Consider the following 21,798-nt stretch of genomic DNA (forward strand, 5'->3'; position numbering starts at 1 on the left):
CAGCCCATAGTTAAACATAGCATAGAAAGCCATCCATTAGATTTAATTAGTCAGCAATCAAAAAAGATTATTGATTCAATATATAAATAATTGAAAATCAAACGTAATAATATAATTACTTGATTATCAATACATTAAAAAACCATCAGGGGTAATAAATTCCTGAATGGGATTTTATTGTATTAAAATGACTAAAATTAATTTTAGGGTGATATAACGTGAGTATTTTAGCTACAGAACAAGTAAGCCATTCCTTCCATGATAGGTGGCTTTTTAGAGATTTACACTTCGGACTCGAAAAAGGAGAGCGGGTGGCTTTGGTCGGAATAAATGGTACAGGCAAATCAACATTGCTTTCTATTTTAGCAGATCGTACCTTGCCAACATCAGGAAAAGTTGTCAAAGAAAAAGGTATAAAAATAGGCTTTCTCGAACAAGATCCTGATTTCACAGGATTAAAATCAATCAATGATTTTATATATAGTGCAGACAACGATCAGCAACGTCTAATCAGGGAATATGAAGAACTTCTTGAAAGTACTGATATTGATCAAAAAAAATTAGAAGATCTTACTGAAAAAATAAGTTCATTGAATGCGTGGGAATATGAGCATAATATAAAGACGATTTTAAATCGTTTAAATATTATGGACTTTCAGCAGGACATAAAAAGTCTCTCAGGGGGACAACGTAAACGACTCGCACTGGCCAAACTTTTGATAGACGAGCCGGATGTATATATACTGGATGAGCCAACCAACCACTTGGATATAGAAACCATTGAATGGTTAGAAAAGTTGCTGACCACTGGCAGCAAGACGGTACTTTTAGTTACACACGACCGCTACTTCCTTGATAATATATGTACAGAAATCAGAGAACTGGATAGGGGTAATCTTTACATTTATAAAGGGAACTATTCCTATTTTCTGGAGAAGAAGTCAGATCGAGAAACTATCGATGCAGTCATGGTCGAGAAGAGCAGAAATCTACTTCGCAAGGAATTAGAATGGATGCGGCGTCAACCTCAGGCAAGAGGTACCAAATCCAAATCCCGCATCGAAGCTTTCTACGACCTAGAAGAAAAATCCAAATCAATAAAAGGAAATGACTCTGTTCAGCTTAGTGTAAAAGTAAGTAGACAGGGTTCTAAAATTCTCGAACTGGAACATGTATCCAAGCATTATGGAGCGAAAGAAATCATAACAGATTTTTCCTACACATTCAAAAAAGGAGACCGTATAGGTCTAGCGGGAAAAAACGGAACTGGTAAATCAACCTTTTTAAATCTCATCACAAAAGAAGAAACTCCAGATGCCGGAACCATAGCAGTAGGAGAGACCACTGTATATGGATACTATAAGCAAGGGGGACTTGAAGTAAATGAAAATGATCGTGTACTTGATGTTGTAAAAAATGTTGCTGATTATATTGAGATGGCAAATGGAGAAGTGATTACAGCATCTCAATTACTCACACACTTTTTGTTTCCTCCAGAGAAGCAATTTGGTTTTGTAAACAAACTTAGTGGTGGGGAAAGAAAGCGTCTTCAATTGATGCGGGTATTAATGAAGAATCCTAATTTCCTTATACTCGATGAGCCATCCAATGACCTGGACATTGACACATTAAATGTATTAGAAGATTTCCTTGATAATTATAGGGGCGTACTTATATTGGTATCCCATGATAGATATCTATTGGATAAGTTGACAGATCAACTTTTCATATTTGAGGGAATAGGTAAGATCCGTATCTATAATGGAAACTATGCCGACTTCAAATCAGAACAAGAAGAAATCCAAAAATTAGAAAAGGAAAAACAAAAGAAAAATAGCCAAGACAAAGCTAAACCTGAGGTAAAAGAGGAAAAGAAAAAGCTCTCTTACAAGGATCAACTTGAATACAATAAACTGGAAACAGAAATAGAAAATCTCGAGCTACAGGTAAAGGCAAAAACTGAAGAATTAAATCAATTAACAGATCATGTCAAGCTATCAACATTAGCAGAGGAGATCAAAACTATGCAAGAGCAGATAGACCAAAAATCTGAACGATGGTTATATCTTGCAGATTTTATGTAAAATTTTCAATCGGGTTTCACGTGGAACGTAGAGAAAAGAGTAAATTTGTAAACAAATAAAAGCCACGTTTCACGTGGAACAAGGATATAGAGATGTTTAAAAAATACAATGTAATTGTAGTAGGTGCAGGACATGCTGGATGTGAAGCAGCAGCAGCTGCAGCTAATCTGGGTTCTTCCACTTTGCTTATTACAATGAATATGGGAGTGATAGCTCAAATGAGTTGCAACCCCGCTATAGGTGGTGTAGCCAAAGGACAAATCGTAAGAGAAATAGATGCAATGGGAGGATACACAGGTATCATTGCAGATAAATCAACGATTCAATTCCGCATGCTTAATCTCTCAAAAGGTCCAGCGATGTGGAGTCCACGTACACAAAATGATCGGATGCGATTTGCAGAGGAGTGGAGATTACAATTAGAATCTCTGCCAAATCTAGATATGTGGCAAGATACCGTCAAAGAGGTAATCGTTAAAAATGGAAAGGCATGCGGAGTCATCACTTCTATGGGAATAGAAATTAAATCGGATGCTGTTGTCTTAACAAACGGGACATTCTTAAATGGCGTAATCCATATCGGTGACAAAAAATTTGGTGGTGGTAGGACAGGAGAGAAGGCTGCTACAGGACTGACTGAACAGCTCGTTTCACTCGGCTTCGAATCAGGTAGAATGAAAACTGGTACTCCACCAAGAATTGATGGCCGTAGTCTTAACTATAGTCTCATGGAAGAACAATGGGGTGATGAAAAGAAAGGACGATTCTCCTATACAGATGTAGAGATGCCAACAGAACAACGCTGTTGCTGGATTACATATACCAATGATAAGGTACATGAGATGCTTCGTACGGGCTTCGAAAAATCACCTATGTTTACTGGACGAATTAAAGGTTTGGGTCCCCGTTATTGTCCCTCAATAGAGGACAAAATCAATCGCTTTGCGGAGCGTGAGCGACACCAGATTTTTGTGGAACCGGAGGGATTCAAAACAGTGGAAATTTATGTCAACGGATTCTCCACATCACTTCCAGAAGATGTACAATTAAAAGCGCTACAACTTATACCCGGATTTGAAAATGCAAAAATGTACCGTCCTGGATATGCAATCGAATATGACTATTTTCCACCAATGCAGCTTGATCTAACATTGGAAACCCAATTGGTAAAACATCTATTTTTTGCTGGACAGATCAATGGTACTACGGGGTATGAAGAAGCTGCAGCGCAAGGATTCCTTGCTGGTATAAACGCTCATCAACGTATCAATGATGACAAAGAACTTATTCTAAAAAGATCCGAATCTTATATTGGAGTATTAGTAGATGACCTTGTCACAAAAGGAACAGAGGAACCGTACCGCATGTTTACCTCTAGAGCAGAACACCGTTTACTGCTACGTCAGGATAACGCCGATATCCGTCTTACACCATTAGCCTACAAGCTAGGATTAGTCGGAGAAGAGAGACTAAAGAAAGTGCAAGATAAAATAGATAACTCCAATAACATCATTGAATACCTCAAACAGAATTCAACGAATCTTGAAAAGATGAATACGGTATTGGCAGAAGTTGGATCCAGTGCACTTGCTCAAAAAACACGTTTAAGTAATGTGCTAGCCCGACCACAGGTCAGCATACAAGATATCGTCAAAGGCGATGAAGCCTTTGCTCAATATGTTTCGCAATTTGATAATGAAACAATAGAGCAGGCAGAAATTAACATGAAATACGAGAGCTATTTTGAAAAAGAAATAGAAATAGTTAATCGCATGAAGAAGATGGAAGATAGAGAAATTAATCCTGATTTCGATTATAGTTTACTAACTTCACTGTCAATTGAAGCAAGACAAAAATTAGCGAAGGTAAAACCTAGAACATTAGGTCAAGCTTCCCGAATTTCGGGTGTATCACCATCAGATATCAGTGTTTTAATGGTATACATGAGTTAATTGATTGATTTACAGATAATTATAAATAAAAATAAACAAGCTTAAAATAAGCGATTTAAGACAATATTCTATTTTTTATGACAACTTCTTTAAAAAGTAATAAAAGTAGTTCAGAAAGGCTAAAAAGTAGCTTAAAAACGAGATTACTTATTTTAAGCATGTTTATAATGCTCATTGGCTTGTCTATACAATGTGCGAGTATACAACAGCCAACAGGAGGACCTAAAGACTCTATTCCTCCAAAAATTCTGCAGGAAAGCCCTACGAACTTTTCGAAGAATTTTACCGAAAAAAAAATTGTCATAACTTTTGATGAGTATGTCAAGCTGGCCAATCAGCAAAAAGAGTTTAGCATCACACCGGATATGGGAAGTAATCCCCAATTCAAAGTCAAGAAAAAAAATCTGGAAATCACATTACCAGATTCATTGGAAAAAAATACGACTTATAGCATCTATTTCGGCAAGGGCCTAGTAGATTATAATGCAGGGAATGCATTGGTAAATTATGCTTATGTATTTGCAACAGGTGACAAAATTGACTCACTCAGTATATCGGGCAATGTAAAAAGCGCAATGACAAAAGAAGTATTAAAAGAGGTTAAAGTTCTTCTAATACCTACAAGCCAAGATTCTATTTTTGGAAAAAAGAAAGCCAATATCTTTACAATAACAGATACTGCTGGAAACTACAAACTAAATAACCTTCGTGAGGGAACATATCGTATATATGCTCTCCAGGAAAAGAACAATGATCGGATCTATAATGCACCCGATGAAGAAATAGGCTTTCTAAAAGATTCCATTGTATTAGAACGGGACCTTACCAATATCAATTTAGAAGTATTCAAAGCTGTTCCAAAAAAATTCCGCACGCAAGAAAAGAAATTTGAGAAAAATGGAAGTGTGCTCCTCATTTTCAATAGAAGAGTGGATAAACCAAAACTTAATATTCTGAACGATGAAGTCAATAATAAGGATAAAATAGTACGATTCTCGAAGAGTTCCGATTCTGCGACGTTGTTTCTTCCCAACCTAAAAATAGACTCACTTAAGCTCGTTCTAACAGAAGGTGAGAAACCTTTGGATACTATTCTTGTCAGAAGAGGAAATGTCAAAATAGAGCACGTTATAGACCCACAATTTACACCAAATAATGGTAAAGTGGATAGAATCAATCACCTTCAGGTATCAGCTTTTACTCCGATAAAAAATATAGATAAAGCGAAGTTAAAGTTCAAAGAAGATTCTCTTATAAGAACAAACTATCAATTGGCAGTGGATACAAATGACTCCAATATTTACCATATCCGTTATAATTGGAGAAAAGAGAAAAAATATCAGATAGAATTTACAGAAGGTGCCATTACAGGATATTTTGGGGAACAAAATAAAGAGAAGAAATTCGATCTGACTTACGATGATAGTGAAAACTATGGGGATCTAATATTTGACTTTACGGATCTGGATAGCAATACAACCTACTTGGTCGAACTGATCAATGAGAAAAAAGATAGGATATATAGAATGGATAAGATCAATAGTGTTAATCCATCAGTAGTTTACAAACAATTTCCAGGAGGAAAATATACCATACGTGTCATTCGCGATGACAATAATAATGGAATATGGGATACCGGAGATGTTGAGAAGAAGACTTTCCCTGAGCCTGTTGTCTACCTAAATAAGGTTTTCACGATACGTGCAAACTGGGAACAAAAAGATAGCTTTTCATTAAGTGGACTCAAAAAGGAATAAAATTGAGACTAATTTTAAAAAACAAGAAAAAAACTATTGCTAATACGTTTAAGCTAAAACCAAGAGCTATATAATACATAGTTATGTGGTAGCTGCTGTAAAAGCGCTTTCTGTTCATCAGTCAGCGCTTTTATTTTTTTTGCAGGAACTCCAGCATATAAATATCCCGATTCACAACGGGTATTTTCCAAAACAACAGCACCAGCAGCAATAATTACATTGGATTCCACCACCGCATTATCCATTACTATAGCGCCCATCCCGATCAGAACATGATCTTCCACGACACATCCGTGTACCATGGCCTGATGGCCAATATTAACGTAATTACCAATGGTAGTTCCGTATTTTTTATAGGTACAATGGATAACAGCACCATCTTGTATATTGGTATAATGACCTATACGAATATAATTAACATCCCCGCGAATTACCGCATTGAACCAAACCGAACAATGGTGTCCAATCTCTACATCGCCAACAATAGTCGAATTGGGGGCCAAAAAGCACTCCTCAGCTATCATTGGAGACTTATCTAAAACAGGTAAAATAAGTGCCATATCTACTAAAATATCGTGTCCTGTAATATATCCGAATGCTGGGGATAATCTGTCGTATAATGCAAGCCCCTGCTTTCTTTTCTAAGCATAGCCGACTTGGTTACAATATAAGCAACCTGGATCACATTCCGCAGTTCACAAAGCTTCACAGAAAGCCGAGTATTGCGATAGAATTCCTCTGTCTCCTCATATAGTAAATGCAGGCGTTTAAGCGCCCTTTCTAGTCTAAAATCTGATCGAACAATACCAACATAATCACTCATGATCTTTTGGCATTCACGTAGATTATGACTAACTAAAATATCCTCATTGGAAAGGGAGGTCTTCGAGTCATCCCATTCGGGAACATCGGAAACATGGTTTATAGCTCCAACCGATTTTGTAGCATCCAAAAAGATCCGATGAGCATATACAAGAGCCTCAAGCAAGGAATTAGAAGCCAATCGATTTGCTCCATGCAATCCAGTCGATGAACACTCTCCACAGGCATATAGATTACGTATGCTGCTTCGTCCAAAATCATCTACATAAATTCCACCACACAAATAATGGGCAGCCGGAGTGACCGGTATAAAGTCTGTAGCCATGTCCAATCCTATAGAAAGACATTTTTCATAAATATTTGGAAAGTGTTTAATAATATCCTTCTTATCCCTATGGGTAATATCCAAATACACATAATCTATACCTGACCTCTTCATTTCGGCATCTATAGCGCGCGCAACAATATCTCTTGGAGCCAAAGATGCTCTTTCGTCATATTCCTCCATAAAAGACTCACCATTTATCCTTCTAAGAATCCCTCCGAAACCACGAACGGCTTCCGAAACCAAAAAAGCGGGTGAATCCTTCGGATTATATAATGAGGTCGGGTGAAATTGCATAAATTCCATATTACGCACCTTTCCTTTCGCTCGGTAAACCATCGCTATACCATCACCAGTAGCAATAGTCGGATTAGTTGTACTCGAGTACACATGTCCCGCACCACCAGATGCCATGACAGTCACCTTGCTCAAAATCTTGTCTACGAGATGCGATGAGGTATCAAATGCATAAATACCATAACAGGTAATATCTTCCCTATTCTTATCAACATACTCCCCCATATGATGCTGGGTAATCAGATCGATAGCAAAATAATGAGTAACCATTTCAATATTAGGATCGTTGTGTGCTTGTACCAACAGTGCTCTTTCTATTTCATAACCTGTTATATCTTTATAATGGAGAATACGATGAGCCGAGTGCCCCCCTTCTTTAGCTAGATCATAAACTCCAGATTCCTCCTTGTCAAATGAGGTTCCATAAGAAATAAGTTCGGCAATCCGATCCGGAGCCTCCCGAACCACGTTTTCCACAATTTCCACATCGCATAATCCATCTCCAGCTATCTGAGTATCAATGATATGCTTTTCGAAGCTATCTGACTTATCCACAACGGCAGCCACTCCCCCCTGTGCGTATTTCGTATTAGACTCATCCTCATTGGACTTAGTGACTATCAACACTTTACCAAATTTAGAAGCTTTCAATGCAAAGCTCAATCCGGCAATACCTGATCCAATGACCAAAAAATCTACTTTTCTATCTGCCATATATTTTAAAATTCACAAACTATCCCCAAAAGTGATGGTTCAAATTAACGAAAAATGTGGAAAACGTGTAAATAAAAGGTTAAATAAAAATGAAAAGTATTTAACATTCCACAAATCCTCTACTTTCACTACGAATTCCAATTATTTTTCCGCACAAAAATTGGCAGATTTCCACATTTTACAAACATTAACTATTCAACAAAAAAATATGGAAAATAAAAAACAGGAAAAATTAGAATTTTAAAAATCAGCTCTTTAACACCAAATTTCTGTTGAAAAATTGTTGAAAACTCTATAAAAACCTAAAATCAAAATCGATTCAAATCAATTTATACCACTTTTCCACACCCTAATAAACAATAAGAGATTCTTTAATTTAAAATATTAGTATTTATTGAAAAAAAAGATTGTGGAATACGTTCGAAAATCTTTGTTTAGTTTTGTCAACATCGAATCAAACCTTTTTAGGTTACGATATTTGGAAGTGATTAACTCCCCTATTGAAATATCGAAATCTAAACGAGTTTATTTTCGGAAATCAAATTCTTGAGAGATTTTTGAGCTCTTTAGAATTGAATATTTTTTTAAAAAATTTAAAAACAACATTTTATGAGATTATAAAAGAGTTTGTATTGGCATTTTTATGCTTTTTATTCTGGAATTTCGTCTTTGAGGCTATTAGACTTGTTTATTTCACTTCTGATAACTTTATTCGGATTTTATCTGAATCTTAATGCGTTTAAAATCATTTTAAATGGAAAAATCTGTCTATTTAGGTCGTTTTGGCTTTAATATTTACTTTTTTCTAGAATTTTCTTGATTTACTAAGTTTGAAATAGTTTAAACGAGTATTTTTTATTGAATTTCGAACGTAATTTTTGGAAATTTCTATATTTTGAAATTTGAAATTTTTAACCCTTTCAGAATCAGATAAACGATTTGCTAGTATACTTTCGACGTTATATCGGATTCCTACTGGCTTTAAGACAAGGAAAATTTATTTTAAGATCGACTATTTTAAAAAAATTATTTTATATGAGTGAAAATTTTAAAAAACGCTATTTAATGGTGATTTATTACCGATTTCTTTGGGATATTCAAATTTTTGGAGTATTTATTGGTATTTATGCTATTCTCAGCAGCTTTATTATAAATTTTTGTAAAATAGAAGCGATTAGAATTGAATATTTTCCATTGAATTTTCTTAAAAATTGTTATTTGATTCTAAATGACATTTTGAAATATACTAATCGAATCGCATGAACTGCGTATTTGATGAACTTAGCATAATTTCACAGTAGATACACTGAAATCGAATGTGATTGTGTTATTTGAAAAAAGTTCATTGAGAAATGAACATTCTTACTATATTTGCGACCCAGTATCGACTGGGCATTTTTGGAAATTTAAAATTTAAGTGCTTTAGCTTTTGATGAATGGCATTATTGGATATTGTATATTTTTTATGATAATCTCAAGGAGTTTATCATAAAAAATAAGGTCTCTATGAATGCAACTAGAATTATATACTTTGTAACATATAAATTTTGGTCGATTCTAAAGGAGTTTATTTGTGCTGGACAGCGGATTCTAAAGGCTTTAAGATTGGCTTATTCGAACTATTGGATTTATGTTTATAGATTATTGAATTCTTAGAGCCTATAAGAGACTTTACAAACTACAATAGTTAATTATAATAAAATTTTATACTTTTTTAAATTATATTAATATTGTTATTGTAATATAATTTTATATATGGTTTATATTTAATTATATAGAAATTTTTTAAATAATATTCCTTTACACCGATAGAAAGCATAGAAATGGCTATTTTTTCTATATATTTCTGAGTTATTTTGAACGTATTAGTGGACGCTTTGGTAGGAATAAATTATTTATAAACACTTAATTCAATTCTATTCGACTAATAGTTTTTATTGGGCGTTCTAGATTCCGATATAAGCCTATTTTCTATTTGTTATATTGAATAGTTTATCCATAAGGAGCTTGTTTAATAGTCAAGGCCTGCTAGACTTGAATAAAATCCGATTTACTGATTTTTCATATGGATATTCTATTCCCACAGCTTTCATTTAGTTGAATTTCGACCTTACAAGTAGACCAAACCCTCCTAGCTTTCTATATAACTTTTTACTTTCTTATTTTATTAAAAAATTGGATTCTAAAAGACTTTTTATTCCGAATAGCCAATATTTGTCTTTCGGAATCGATTTATTTTCAAAATCGATCTGGGTTATTTAATCAACTACTTCTGACTGTCTAAACCTATTCATAATACAAATTTTTATTTTCGAAATTATGCTGCATAAAACACTTTACCCGAGAATTTAAAGTCTTTGAGATTTTGCTGCAGCACATTATGTTGATAATAGAGACAGATATTCAATTCTCAGCGACTTTATTTGAAAATGGATAGCGCTTGGTCTACGCTTGTTTTACTCCTTTCGATTTGCACATCTAAAAAATAGATCTATTTAAAAATAAAGTCTTTCAGGTTTTCTTAAAACTTCACAGTTAGCTGCCAGTATGTGAATAATCAATTCTCAGCGGCCTTATTTGACAATGGATTTTGTATAGACAATCCTTTATCAATTTTTTTAGATTTTTATTTTTTCAAAAACTAGTTGATTTAAAAATAAAGTCTTTCAGGTTTTATTAAAAATCGCGGCTGACTTCCTGCACGGGAATAATCGATTCTAAACGACTTTATATTTGCGGATGCTATTCTCTTTTAAGTCGACATATTTTTATCCTCTATAGCGGCTCGATATGGTAGTTATTAGAAGGGTGGATGGTTCTTGAAGTTTCTTCCTAAATTTCCCTAGACATCAATATTTTTTTCCTTCATAAATTCATTTTTGAATAGCGGATTCTAACGGCTACAAATTTCCATCGGATAGAAAATGTTAATAAATAAAGCTTCCGTTTATGCTATATTTTTCCTTGTTTTGTATCATGCCTAAGAACGTTCATAAGGCTAGAAATTTATAGAAATTCGTTTTCTGTGTTAGAAAGATTCTGAAACAAACCCGCTGAGATTTTGATATATGATATATAGCTTGGTTATTTATTGGATATACGACTCTAAGAGGGTTAAAAATTGAATATTTCTGGATTTATTTTGTTTTACGATAATAATTTAACTTTAGTTTTTGTATTATTTTTAAATTACTCTATCAACATATTTGATTAATTTGCTTTTTGCTGACTTTTATATATGTAACAATGCTTATTTTTGTTGTTCATAAACTGTTGAAGGTACCCGCATGGAAATTGTAAATTATGAGCTTCAGGCAAAAGGATATAATGATGCTCCGATTGACCCCTCGTTGGATTTAGTAGCCGAAATCCAACGATTAAAGAAAGAAAAGAATGCTGTAATTTTGGCACACTATTATCAAGAGTCTGAAATTCAAGATATAGCAGATTATATTGGGGATAGTTTGGGCTTGTCGCAAGAAGCGGCGAAAACGGATGCAGACTTGATAGTGTTTGCTGGAGTACATTTTATGGCCGAGACAGCCAAGATACTTTCACCAACAAAAAAAGTTATTTTGCCGGACGCTAAAGCTGGTTGTTCATTGTCGGATTCATGTCCACCACATTTGTTTGCTAAGTTTAAAGAGCAATACCCAGATCATTTGGTGATTACTTATGTAAATTGTACAGCTGAATTAAAAGCGCTTTCAGATATCGTATGTACCTCAAGCAATGCTGTACAAATCGTCGAGAGTCTTCCGATAGACCAAAAGATCATATTTGGGCCTGATCGTAATCTTGGCGCTTATGTAAAGAAAAAAACTGGACGTGATCTGGTGTTGTGGAATGGAGCGTGTATGGTACATGAAATTTTTTCTCAGGATAAAATAGATCGTTTGAAAAGCGAATACCCTGAGGCTAAATTTATTGCACATCCGGAATGTGAAGACCATATTTTAGCTAAAGCAGATTATGTTGGTTCCACGGCCGGAATGCTTAAGTTTACACAGACAGATAGTGCACAGTCTTATATTGTAGCCACGGAATCTGGAATTCTTTATCAGATGCAGAAAGCAAGCCCTGAGAAGACTTTTATTCCTGCTCCACCGAACAACGCCTGTGCATGTAATGATTGCCCTCACATGAAGCTTAATACGCTTGAGAAGCTTTATAATTGTTTGAAATATGAATCACCTGAAATTTTACTTCCTGAAGATGTCATACTTCGCGCACAACGGCCTATTGAACGGATGTTAGAGATATCGGCAAGTTTGGGACTGTAGTAATTTGCATAATTTTTGATGATAATCGATATGATAACAAATTGGTTTTCATATCGATTATTATTTTATAATGCTGTTCATCAAGTTATCTTGATGGGGATAGGGAGAATATCCTAGTGAAGCATTACATAATATTTTGAAATTTTAAATTTTTTAACATGTTTGATTTTGATAATACTGAACGCACCAATTTGGAAGAAATGGGGGAGTTTGGTTTAATTGACTATATAAGTAAAGCAGTAGAGCTGACCGAGAAATCAACCATTAAAGGAATTGGTGATGATGCAGCAGTATTGGATTTTGAAGGAAAGAAGACTTTGATTTCTACTGATTTGCTCCTCGAGGGAATTCATTTTGATCTGCGATATGTTCCATTAAAACATTTGGGCTATAAAGCTGTACAGGTAAATTTGAGTGATATCTATGCCATGAATGGAATTGCTTCGCAGATTACATTTTCTATTGGTTTATCTTCCAAATTTCCATTGGAGGCGGTGGAAGAGATCTATCAGGGAGCTTTGATTGCCTGTAAAAAGTATAATGTTGATCTCGTGGGCGGGGATACCTCGGCTTCAGCGCAAGGTCTCGTTATATCAGTAACAAGTATAGGCTATGCCGATGCTGAAAAGATCGTTTATCGTAACGGAGCAAAAGAAGGCGACCTATTGTGTGTATCCGGAGATTTAGGAGCAGCATACATGGGATTACAGCTACTGGAGAGAGAAAAGGATATTTACTTAGAAAATCCTAATGTGCAACCGGATCTGGAGGGGAAGGATTATATTGTTGAACGCCAGTTAAAACCAGAAGCGCGGAAAGATATGGTAGAATTATTTGCAGAATTGGGCATTATACCTACGTCAATGATGGATATATCGGACGGTTTGGCTTCCGAAATACTTCATATTTGTCGACAATCTGATAAAGGTTGTAGATTGTATGAGGAAAAAATACCCTTGGATCAGATGACCTATGATACTGGACGCGAATTTGGTATTGATCCAACCGTTGCAGCACTTAATGGTGGAGAGGATTATGAACTCCTATTTACAATAGCACAGTCAGATCACGATAAGATTAAGAATTTGCCTGATATCAGTATCATAGGCTATATGACAGCTGCTTCAGAAGGCTGTGAAATGATTTCGAAATCGGGAAATCTGTATCCAATTACAGCGCAAGGCTGGAATGCTTTCAAGAAAAAGGATTAAAAAGAAGATATCTAAAAAAAAAAGAAAAGAATTTTCCACAAATAAATATTGAAAAAGTTTGATGTGGAATGTTTCGTTGAAGCAAGATAAAAAAGGCAGCCAAACTAATTTGGTTGCCTTTTTTATTGCTCTAGTTCTTCTTCAAGCACTAAATCTTCTTTTTGTGGATCTCGCTCACCAACATTGAAATTATTGTATCCAAGACCTACTTCTATCTGCAGTAAACGCTGTTGGAGCATCTCTAGAATGGCCAAGAAATTATATACAAACTGAATCTTGTTTTCTGAGTTTTTCAATATCTCCTGAAAATCCAATTTCTTATTGATTTCAATAAGCTCTGCTATCGCCTTTTTCTGTTGTTCGATAGTATAGGGATACTTTACAACAGTATGTGTTACTTCTGCTGGTCTATTGCGAAATTGATACATCATTTGTTCATAGATCATCATTAGTCCATAGAGATCAAAGCTGTCCAGGTTTTCACCTGTTACATCCAATTGTAGTCGTTGTCGTATATCATATTGGATGTTGCCTCTACTAAATAACTGGAGACGATTTTCTTCCATTACCTTTAAGCCTTCACATACCTCTTTAAATTGCTTATAGAGGATAAGTTTCTGAACCAGGTCTTCTCTCAGATCTATTTCGTTTTCGTTTTCATCCAGATCTGGTCTAGGTAGTAGCATCTTCGCCTTAATACGCATCAATGTAGAAGCTACAAAAATAAATTCGCTGGCCATCTCCATATTAAGTGCCTGCATTTGACTCACGTAAGACAAAAAATCATCGGTAATTTTCGAAATAGGGATATCATGAATGTTCAATTCATCCCGCTCGATAAAAAATAGTAATAAATCAAAAGGTCCCTCAAATTGGGGAAGCTTGATTTCGTAACCTTCTTCTACTTGCATATCTAATACAAATTTACATAATAAAATCTTTTGGAATTGTTCATATAGAAACTATTGGTGCTTTTATTTGTTGTAGCTCAATATGGAAATGCGATTTATTTTAAAGATTAAATAAAATTGTCGTTACTTTGTGTAAACATTTAATGTAAAATAGCAGTACTATGCAATTTGAGGCTGGAGAACTATTAAGTAAAATAAACGATCCCTCTGATCTTAAAAAGCTAAAGGAAGACCAATTAGAACAATTAAGCCAGGAATTACGTCAATTTATTATTGATCAAGTTTCGGTGAATGGTGGTCACTTTGCAGCAAGTTTGGGAGTCGTTGAGTTAACCGTGGCATTACACTATGTAATGAATACACCTTATGATCAATTGATCTGGGATGTAGGTCATCAGGCTTATGGTCATAAAATTCTGACCGGACGTCGTGAGATATTTCATACGAATCGCATAGAAAACGGAATTTCGGGTTTTCCCAACCGTTTTGAGTCCGAATACGACGCTTTTGGGGTAGGGCATTCTTCTACGTCAATTTCAGCAGCTTTAGGTATGGCTGTAGCTTCCCAAATAAAAGGAGAAAAAGATCGTCAACATATTGCGGTTATTGGAGACGGAGCTTTAACTGGCGGTATGTCATTTGAAGCTTTGAACCATGCCGGTATTTCTAAATCTAACCTATTGGTGATTTTGAATGACAATTGTATGTCCATAGATCCCAATGTTGGCGCGCTGAAAGAATATTTAACAAGTATTACTACATCAAAACGATATAATAGATTTCGGGATGATATAGCGGCTGTGTTGACTAAAATCTCGGAAGTGGGGCCAAATGCTCTCGGCATTGTAAAAAAACTGGAGAAAAGCATCAAAGGTACTTTATTGAAGAATGCTAATCTTTTTGAGTCATTGAACTTTAGATATTTTGGTCCAGTTGATGGACATGATGTAAAGAAGTTGGCCAAGACGCTTGAAGATCTTAAACATATACCCGGTCCTAAATTGCTACATGTTGTAACAATGAAAGGAAAGGGATTTGCGCTTGCTGAAAAGGATCAGACGAAGTGGCATGCGCCAGGCCTATTTGATAAAATTACTGGGGAGATAAAGAAATCTTCAAGTGAAAAACCTGTAGCGCCAAAATACCAGGATGTTTTTGGACATACTATGGTAGAACTTGCTGAAGCAAATGAAAAAATTGTTGGTATCACGCCAGCAATGCCTTCTGGCTCCTCAATGAATATCATGATGAAAGCAATGCCTGACAGAGCATTTGATGTTGGTATTGCCGAACAACATGCCGTCACATTTAGTGCTGGCTTAGCGACTCAGGGCTTATTACCCTTTTGCAATATTTATTCATCGTTTATGCAACGTGCCTATGATCAGGTTGTCCATGACGTCGCCCTACAAAATTTGAATGTTGTGTTTTGCTTAGATCGTGCTGGCGTAGTGGGAGCTGATGGTGCAACACATCATGGAGCTTATGATATTGCTTTTATGCGTTGTGTCCCGAATATGACTGTTTCTGCTCCAATGAATGAAGAGGAGCTTAGAAACTTGATGTATACTGCACAGTTACCTAATAAGGGACCTTTCGTCATTCGCTATCCGAGAGGAAATGGGGTGATGCCAGATTGGCGCCGTCCATTTACGGAAATAGAAATAGGGAAAGGACGAGTGATTACTGAAGGTGAAGAACTAGCTATCTTAAGCTTCGGTGCTATTGGAAATGAAGCCGTCAAAGCCGTACAGCAATTGAATGAATTGGGAATACACCCAGCGCATTATGATCTGCGATTTGCTAAGCCTTTGGATGAAGCCTTATTGCATCAAGTCTTTAAAAAATTCAAGAAGATAATCACAGTTGAAGATGGTTGTCTGCAGGGGGGCATAGGTTCTGCTGTATTAGAATTTATGGCAGACCATGGTTACAATAGTCAGATTGTACGATTAGGTATTCCTGACCGAATTGTAGACCATGCTGAACAGAATGCACAATGGCAAAATTCTCATTACGATGCTGCTGCAATTGTCGAAGAGGGAAAGAAGATGTGTGATGGAAAATTTACACATACAATGGTTGGATAGATCCAGCCACTTATAATTTACTATAAAAAGGAAATCTTCTAAGGGGATTTCCTTTTTTTTGCTGAAAAAAATTTTTTTGGAATCTTCCTTTCTGTCATGTTACAAAAACGATCGTTCAATGACCTGTAATTATTATACTTTTTTATTTCACAAGGGCTTCAGAATATAGTAGAAAGATGTTGAGTAATGTTGTTAAGTAGAGTTTAAATTCTTATAAATTTAATATTAAAAATATATGAACTAAAGGTTGTATTTCGCTTTTATTTTGGTTAATTTAGTTCTATACCTTTAAGACTGAGCTGTAGTATGTTTACTACTTTTTTTGTTCTTTTTTTGAAATAAATTTGGAATGTTAATAATTATTTTTAGAGATCAATTTTAGCGCGAGTTTTCCACAATTTTACAAGGTAATTTACTGATATATAAGGTTTTATTAATTATTTTATATTTTAGTTTTTTAGCTGATTTTTTTTTGTCATCTTCGTTCTCAGAGAAAGTTATCAACATATTTTTTGTCGCGTATTGTAAATCAACTTATTAACAATTTTAGAATGGAAAAAACGTATTCAAGTGTCTGGAATAATTGTCTTTCGATTATCAAAGATAATATCCCAGCACAAAGTTTCAAGACCTGGTTTGAACCTGTGAAAGCAGTCCGTTTGGAGGGTGACGTTTTGACTATTCAAGTACCTAGCTTATTTTTTTACGAGTGGTTGGAAGAACACTATGTAGGTATTCTTCGCAAGACCGTAAAGAAGTTTCTAGGAGAACAAGGTAGATTGGAATACAATATTGTAGTTGAGAAGTCATCAGCTTCTCATCCCTATACGACTAATCTTCCATCGAATGGCAATGGGGCAGAGGGTAAGAGACAATCTATTCCTGTGCCGGTATCTTTGAATAGAGATATCAAAAATCCATTTGTTATTCCTGGATTAAAGAAATTGCAGGTTGACCCGCAATTGAATCAAAACTACACATTTGAGAATTTTATTGAAGGTGAATGTAACCGTCTTGCTCGTTCTGCAGGCTACGCTGTAGCAAACAAACCGGGAGGTACTTCATTCAACCCTTTAATGATCTATGGTGATGTAGGTTTGGGAAAGACACACCTTGCCCAAGCTATCGGTAATGAAATCAAAAGAAATCTTCCCGATAAGTTGGTCATTTATGTGTCCTGTGAAAAATTCTGTCAGCAGTTTGTGGATTCGTTGAAAAATAACACAATCAATGACTTCGTTAATTTCTATCAGGCAATGGACGTAATCATCATGGATGATGTACACAATTTTGCTGGTAAAGAGAAAACACAGGATATTTTCTTCCATATATTCAATCATTTGCATCAATCTGGAAAACAAATCATTCTGACTTCTGACAAAGCACCTAAAGATCTAGCTGGTTTAGAAGAACGTTTGCTTAGTCGTTTCAAGTGGGGATTATCTGCAGATATTCAAATTCCGGATCTTGAAACAAGAATGGCGATTTTGAAGAAGAAGATGTATTCTGACGGCATTGAATTACCTGAAAATGTCGTGGAATATGTAGCAACACAAATCGATAACAGTGTTCGTGAATTAGAAGGAGCAATGGTTTCTTTATTGGCTCAATCTACATTGAACAAAAAAGAAATTGATTTGGGGTTGGCAAAATCGATGTTGAAGAATTTTGTGAAGAATACACATAAGGAAATTTCAATGGATTTTATTCAAAAATTAGTTTGCGAATACTTTGAGGTTCCTGTGGATATGGTAAAGTCAAAGGTCAGAAAACGAGAAATCGTGCAGGCCAGGCAAATTTCGATGTATTTAGCAAAAAGCCACACAAAATCTTCGCTCAAATCGATTGGCGCATTCTTCGGAGGAAGAGATCATTCAACTGTCATCTATGCATGTCAAACCGTTGAGGATTTAATTGAAACTGACAAGAAATTTAAAACTTATGTCAGCGACATTATGAAGAAATTGAAATCTTAATGTAGCTTGATATCGAGTTAAAGTAAAAAAGGCTGTCTAGATAGACAGCCTTTTTTTGTACTCATATATGGTGATTGAATAAAAAAAACCTCTGAATATGCCTAAGCATATCCAGAGGTTTAATACATTCCTCTTAATTTGAATAGAATGATTATTGTTGTTGATTGCTGTTTTCGTTGTTATTTTCTTTTTGTTCTGTTGGCGCCGGAGTGGCAGGAATACTTACTGCAGGTCGCTCCTCAATGTATTTTTTAAAGGCCACTTTCTGCTCATCGGTCAATAGTAGAGCGATCTTGCTATCTGATTCACCTTGAAGCTTCGTAATGCTCTCTTTTTTTACATCAGCTGTTGTTGTGGTATCTTGGATAACAGCTGCTATCGCTTTTTCTTGATCCAATACAATTGGTGATACGGCAGTTTTTTGTTCATCATTCAGCGTAAGCTTTGTTACCAATTCAGTCACAACTTTAGTTGCATTTTCTTCTGGGGTGGTTTGCTGTGCAAATATTAGGCTCATCGCTAGGAAAAAACCTATACCGGTTAAAAATAACTTTTTCATGATGTTTAATTTTAAATGAAATTATTCAATGAATTTATTAACGTCTGTTTTTAATTATTCCAATAAACTGTTAATTAGCACTGGATTCTGTTTTAGAAGGTTCAGTAGGTGTAGGGACAGCTTTTGCTGGCCGCTCGGCAATTACCTTCTGATAGATAGTTTTTTGATCTTCTGTAAGTAATTGACTCACCTTGCTGTCTACTTCTGTTTGAAGTTTATTGAGGGTTTCGCCTTTCGCAGCAGCAGTGGAAGAGCTGTCTTTTAGAATCGTTTCTTCTGCTTTTGCCTGATCCAATAGAATGGAGGATACAGCAGTTTTCTGTTCATCATTCAGATTCAGCTTTTGTACCAGTTCGGTAGTAGCTTTTGCAGCGGTTTCCTCAGGTGTAGCCTGTTGAGCGAATGTTAGGCTAAGTGCCAAATACAATCCTATACCTGTTAAAATTAGCTTTTTCATATCTATTGTATTTAAAAAGTTACAACTATGATGTCTTGATATAAAAACTAATAAAGCTGGTTTATATTGTATCAAGTATGTTACTTTAACAAAGTTTTAACGCTGTATATTTATTTATCTTATTTATTATCAGTCATATATGTGTTATAGGTGCAAGATATAATAGATAAGGATTGTTTTGTTTTAAATAAAGGGCGGAGAATCGCTTTTGGTATAGAAGAAGGAATATGCTTGTTTTGAAGGATAAATGGCCTTAAAAGGTCTAATAATGGTATTATATGGCTTTATAGGTCTAATATGACATAGAGAAGTATACTCTCTACTATTTTGGCTAGCCATAGATTAATTCATAAAAAAGGTCGATAAATAATCGACCTTTTCCATTAAAGTTAGTTTTCAGAACGTTTTTTCATTCTATCTTTCATTTTTTCTTGCTGTTCATCGAATAGTTTTACTTGATCCGGAGTGAGCCAGGATTTTATTTTAGTTGCTTGAGCTTCTTGGAGTTGTTTGAACTTTTCCATATTGGCTTTGCGGTCTCCTCCATCACTTTTTATTGCCGCTCGCTGTTGGGCTTGGCTTAATGTAAGATTATAAATGGAATCTTTTTGCACTTGATTAAGTGTAAGTAGTTTGTCTAGATGTTCCACACGCATCTTCGCCTGTTCTTCGGGACTACGTTGTTGGCGCTGTTGCGCAAAAGCTACTGTTGTCGCCAAAAGTAGGCCACTTATTACCATTAAAGTTTTCTTTTTCATCGCTTTATATTTTAAGTTTACTTTCCTTTTGAATATAAATTTGACTAAAAAGTTTACTAAAATATTAGCCCTTAACAAAATTTAAGGTTGATTAACACTTAATGCGACTGTATCACTTATAATATTACAAAATTGATCTCTTTGTACTGGATCATTAAATTTAAGTCCTATCGGTAAATAGACGAGTTCTATAGTATCGAAACGATCTTTATATGGTTTTAGACGTTGATAATCCTTTTCAGTGGTTAATACTATTTTATTGCTGCTATTTAGAGATTGAAAAGCTTTTATGATTTGGTCAATATCGGAGTCGTTAAATGTATGGTGATCTCCAAAAGAGATATGATTGACAGAGTTCGCTTTTTTATTGACATGATCTAGTAATGGCTGTGGTCTGGCTATACCAGTCACTAATATTATATCCTTATCTTCGATATCAATCGATCTCCCATCGCTATTAACTGGTTCAAAATAGTCTATATGGCTAAATGTGATCAAGGCCTCTCTGTTATAACGACGGAGCTTTTCTTCTATACCTATCTTTTTCTCATTAGAAATATTAGGTGGACATTTTGTAATGACTATGATCTGTGCTCGTTTAGATTCAGTGAGTAGGTCTCTGAAATTTCCAGCGGGAAATACAAACATAGGTTGCGAAAAGGATCGAAAATCGAATAAAAGAATATTAAATAAAGGAGATAATTTTCGATGTTGATAGGCATCATCCAGGATAATAAGCTGATGATCCGTCTGAAGTTTTTCTATTCCAGTACAACGATCTTCACATACGGCTACTGTGACATTCGGAAACTTGTTTTTGAATTGCAATGGTTCATCGCCTACATCTATCGCTAGAGAATCTGTTTGCACAATCCGGAATCCTTTTGTTTTTCGACCATAACCTCTGCTGAGGATAGCTACCTTGTAGTTGCTACTAAGATAGGAGACAACAAATTCGGTCATGGGACTCTTACCGGTACCACCAACTGCTAAATTACCAATAACGATGGTCGGAATCTGGAAAGATTGGGCTGGTAGCACATGGAAATCATATAGCCGATTTCTCAACCATACGACTAATCCAAAAATAATGGAAAAGGGAAGAAGCAGATATCGCAGGAAAGTCCACATTATTTTGGTATTACTGTCAATCCAATATCTGTAATTTCCTGCAAAGGATTATCTCGCATATTCTGTTCAATGGATATCGTATATAATCCTGTATCTGGAAATACGTAATCTTGATGAATGATAGATTGCTGATTGTAAAGACTGCCTGATGATTTTCCAATCCACTTTCCATCTGATTTTGCCAATTTTATTTCCTTACGGAAGGTATTTGTTTTTTTATCTGGACCCTGTTGGTAAATCAAAACAAAGAGATTTGAAAAAGCATATTCAGGTGTATGGCGCACATCTATAAGTACATCGTATTTTTTCGTCTTGTCGCTAATGTGGAATTGAAAACTAGGATGTGAGGTATATATCCACGTCTTATTTTCGATAGGTTTATTTTCATTGATAATAGCAGTTTGGTCACAAGATGTCCATAAACCAATACATAAAATTCCAAAAAGAAAAGCCTTTAGTTTCATTTTAAAT

Annotated in this window: 15 protein-coding genes; 7 read left to right on the top strand and 8 right to left on the bottom strand. The window is 35.2% G+C overall.

Going from position 1 to position 21,798, the window contains the following annotated elements:
• The first annotated feature begins 218 nt into the window (after positions 1-218).
• The 3 genes from M2408_RS18725 to M2408_RS18735 all read left to right on the top strand — a co-directional run bounded on the left by M2408_RS18725 (position 219) and on the right by M2408_RS18735 (position 5,793).
• Positions 219-2,084, top strand: coding sequence for an ABC-F family ATP-binding cassette domain-containing protein (locus M2408_RS18725; RefSeq protein ID WP_259185108.1), 1,866 nt, complete (start codon positions 219-221; stop codon positions 2,082-2,084).
• Positions 2,085-2,176: 92 nt separating this feature from the next.
• Positions 2,177-4,036, top strand: coding sequence for a tRNA uridine-5-carboxymethylaminomethyl(34) synthesis enzyme MnmG (gene mnmG / locus M2408_RS18730; protein WP_259185115.1), 1,860 nt, complete (start codon positions 2,177-2,179; stop codon positions 4,034-4,036).
• Positions 4,037-4,194: 158 nt separating this feature from the next.
• Positions 4,195-5,793, top strand: coding sequence for an Ig-like domain-containing protein (locus M2408_RS18735; RefSeq protein WP_259185116.1), 1,599 nt, complete (start codon positions 4,195-4,197; stop codon positions 5,791-5,793).
• Positions 5,794-5,846: 53 nt separating this feature from the next.
• On the opposite strand, the gene M2408_RS18740 is transcribed toward M2408_RS18735, so the two are convergent.
• Together M2408_RS18740 and nadB are read right to left on the bottom strand one after the other, a co-directional pair.
• Positions 5,847-6,353 (bottom strand): gamma carbonic anhydrase family protein, encoded by a 507-nt coding sequence (locus tag M2408_RS18740; RefSeq protein WP_259185118.1) that lies wholly within the window; start codon positions 6,351-6,353, stop codon positions 5,847-5,849.
• A gap of 5 nt (positions 6,354-6,358) precedes the next feature.
• On the bottom strand, positions 6,359-7,951 hold the full coding sequence (gene nadB / locus M2408_RS18745) for an L-aspartate oxidase (RefSeq protein WP_259185127.1): 1,593 nt from the start codon (positions 7,949-7,951) through the stop codon (positions 6,359-6,361).
• Between the two features lie 3,287 nt (positions 7,952-11,238).
• On the opposite strand from nadB, the gene nadA reads away from it, so the two are divergent.
• Both nadA and thiL read left to right on the top strand, forming a co-directional pair.
• A complete protein-coding gene (gene nadA, locus M2408_RS18750; RefSeq protein WP_120261293.1) occupies positions 11,239-12,234 on the top strand; it encodes a quinolinate synthase NadA in 996 nt (331 codons plus the stop codon).
• Positions 12,235-12,392: 158 nt separating this feature from the next.
• Positions 12,393-13,445: a thiamine-phosphate kinase gene (gene thiL, locus M2408_RS18755; protein ID WP_259185143.1), complete on the top strand. Its 1,053-nt coding sequence runs from the start codon at positions 12,393-12,395 to the stop codon at positions 13,443-13,445.
• Positions 13,446-13,567: 122 nt separating this feature from the next.
• Here the strand turns inward: thiL and M2408_RS18760 are convergent, their stop codons facing one another.
• On the bottom strand, positions 13,568-14,356 hold the full coding sequence (locus M2408_RS18760; RefSeq protein WP_259185152.1) for a ScpA family protein: 789 nt from the start codon (positions 14,354-14,356) through the stop codon (positions 13,568-13,570).
• Positions 14,357-14,517: 161 nt separating this feature from the next.
• Here M2408_RS18760 and dxs point away from each other — a divergent pair, with 161 nt between their 5' ends.
• Together dxs and dnaA are read left to right on the top strand one after the other, a co-directional pair.
• Positions 14,518-16,446 carry a 1-deoxy-D-xylulose-5-phosphate synthase gene (dxs, locus tag M2408_RS18765; protein WP_259185164.1) on the top strand — a complete coding sequence of 643 codons (1,929 nt, stop codon included), beginning with the start codon at positions 14,518-14,520 and terminating at the stop codon, positions 16,444-16,446.
• A 551-nt stretch (positions 16,447-16,997) separates the two neighbouring features.
• Positions 16,998-18,422, top strand: a complete 1,425-nt coding sequence (dnaA, locus tag M2408_RS18770) for a chromosomal replication initiator protein DnaA (protein ID WP_077436883.1) — start codon at positions 16,998-17,000, stop codon at positions 18,420-18,422.
• A gap of 151 nt (positions 18,423-18,573) precedes the next feature.
• Here the strand turns inward: dnaA and M2408_RS18775 are convergent, their stop codons facing one another.
• The 5 genes from M2408_RS18775 to M2408_RS18795 all read right to left on the bottom strand — a co-directional run bounded on the left by M2408_RS18775 (position 18,574) and on the right by M2408_RS18795 (position 21,791).
• Complete coding sequence (locus M2408_RS18775) at positions 18,574-18,981, bottom strand: hypothetical protein (protein WP_120261288.1); 408 nt, start codon at positions 18,979-18,981, stop codon at positions 18,574-18,576.
• A 70-nt stretch (positions 18,982-19,051) separates the two neighbouring features.
• Positions 19,052-19,438 (bottom strand): hypothetical protein, encoded by a 387-nt coding sequence (locus M2408_RS18780; protein ID WP_259185185.1) that lies wholly within the window; start codon positions 19,436-19,438, stop codon positions 19,052-19,054.
• 389 nt (positions 19,439-19,827) lie between these two features.
• Complete coding sequence (locus M2408_RS18785; RefSeq protein WP_259185188.1) at positions 19,828-20,196, bottom strand: hypothetical protein; 369 nt, start codon at positions 20,194-20,196, stop codon at positions 19,828-19,830.
• A gap of 81 nt (positions 20,197-20,277) precedes the next feature.
• Complete coding sequence (gene lpxK / locus M2408_RS18790) at positions 20,278-21,327, bottom strand: tetraacyldisaccharide 4'-kinase (RefSeq protein ID WP_259185194.1); 1,050 nt, start codon at positions 21,325-21,327, stop codon at positions 20,278-20,280.
• Positions 21,327-21,791: a gliding motility lipoprotein GldH gene (locus M2408_RS18795; RefSeq protein WP_259185196.1), complete on the bottom strand. Its 465-nt coding sequence runs from the start codon at positions 21,789-21,791 to the stop codon at positions 21,327-21,329. Before M2408_RS18795 ends, lpxK begins: the two co-directional genes overlap by 1 nt.
• Positions 21,792-21,798 lie beyond the last annotated feature (7 nt).

The sequence above is a fragment of the Sphingobacterium sp. BIGb0165 genome (assembly GCF_024810095.1).
Lineage (GTDB): Bacteria > Bacteroidota > Bacteroidia > Sphingobacteriales > Sphingobacteriaceae > Sphingobacterium > Sphingobacterium detergens.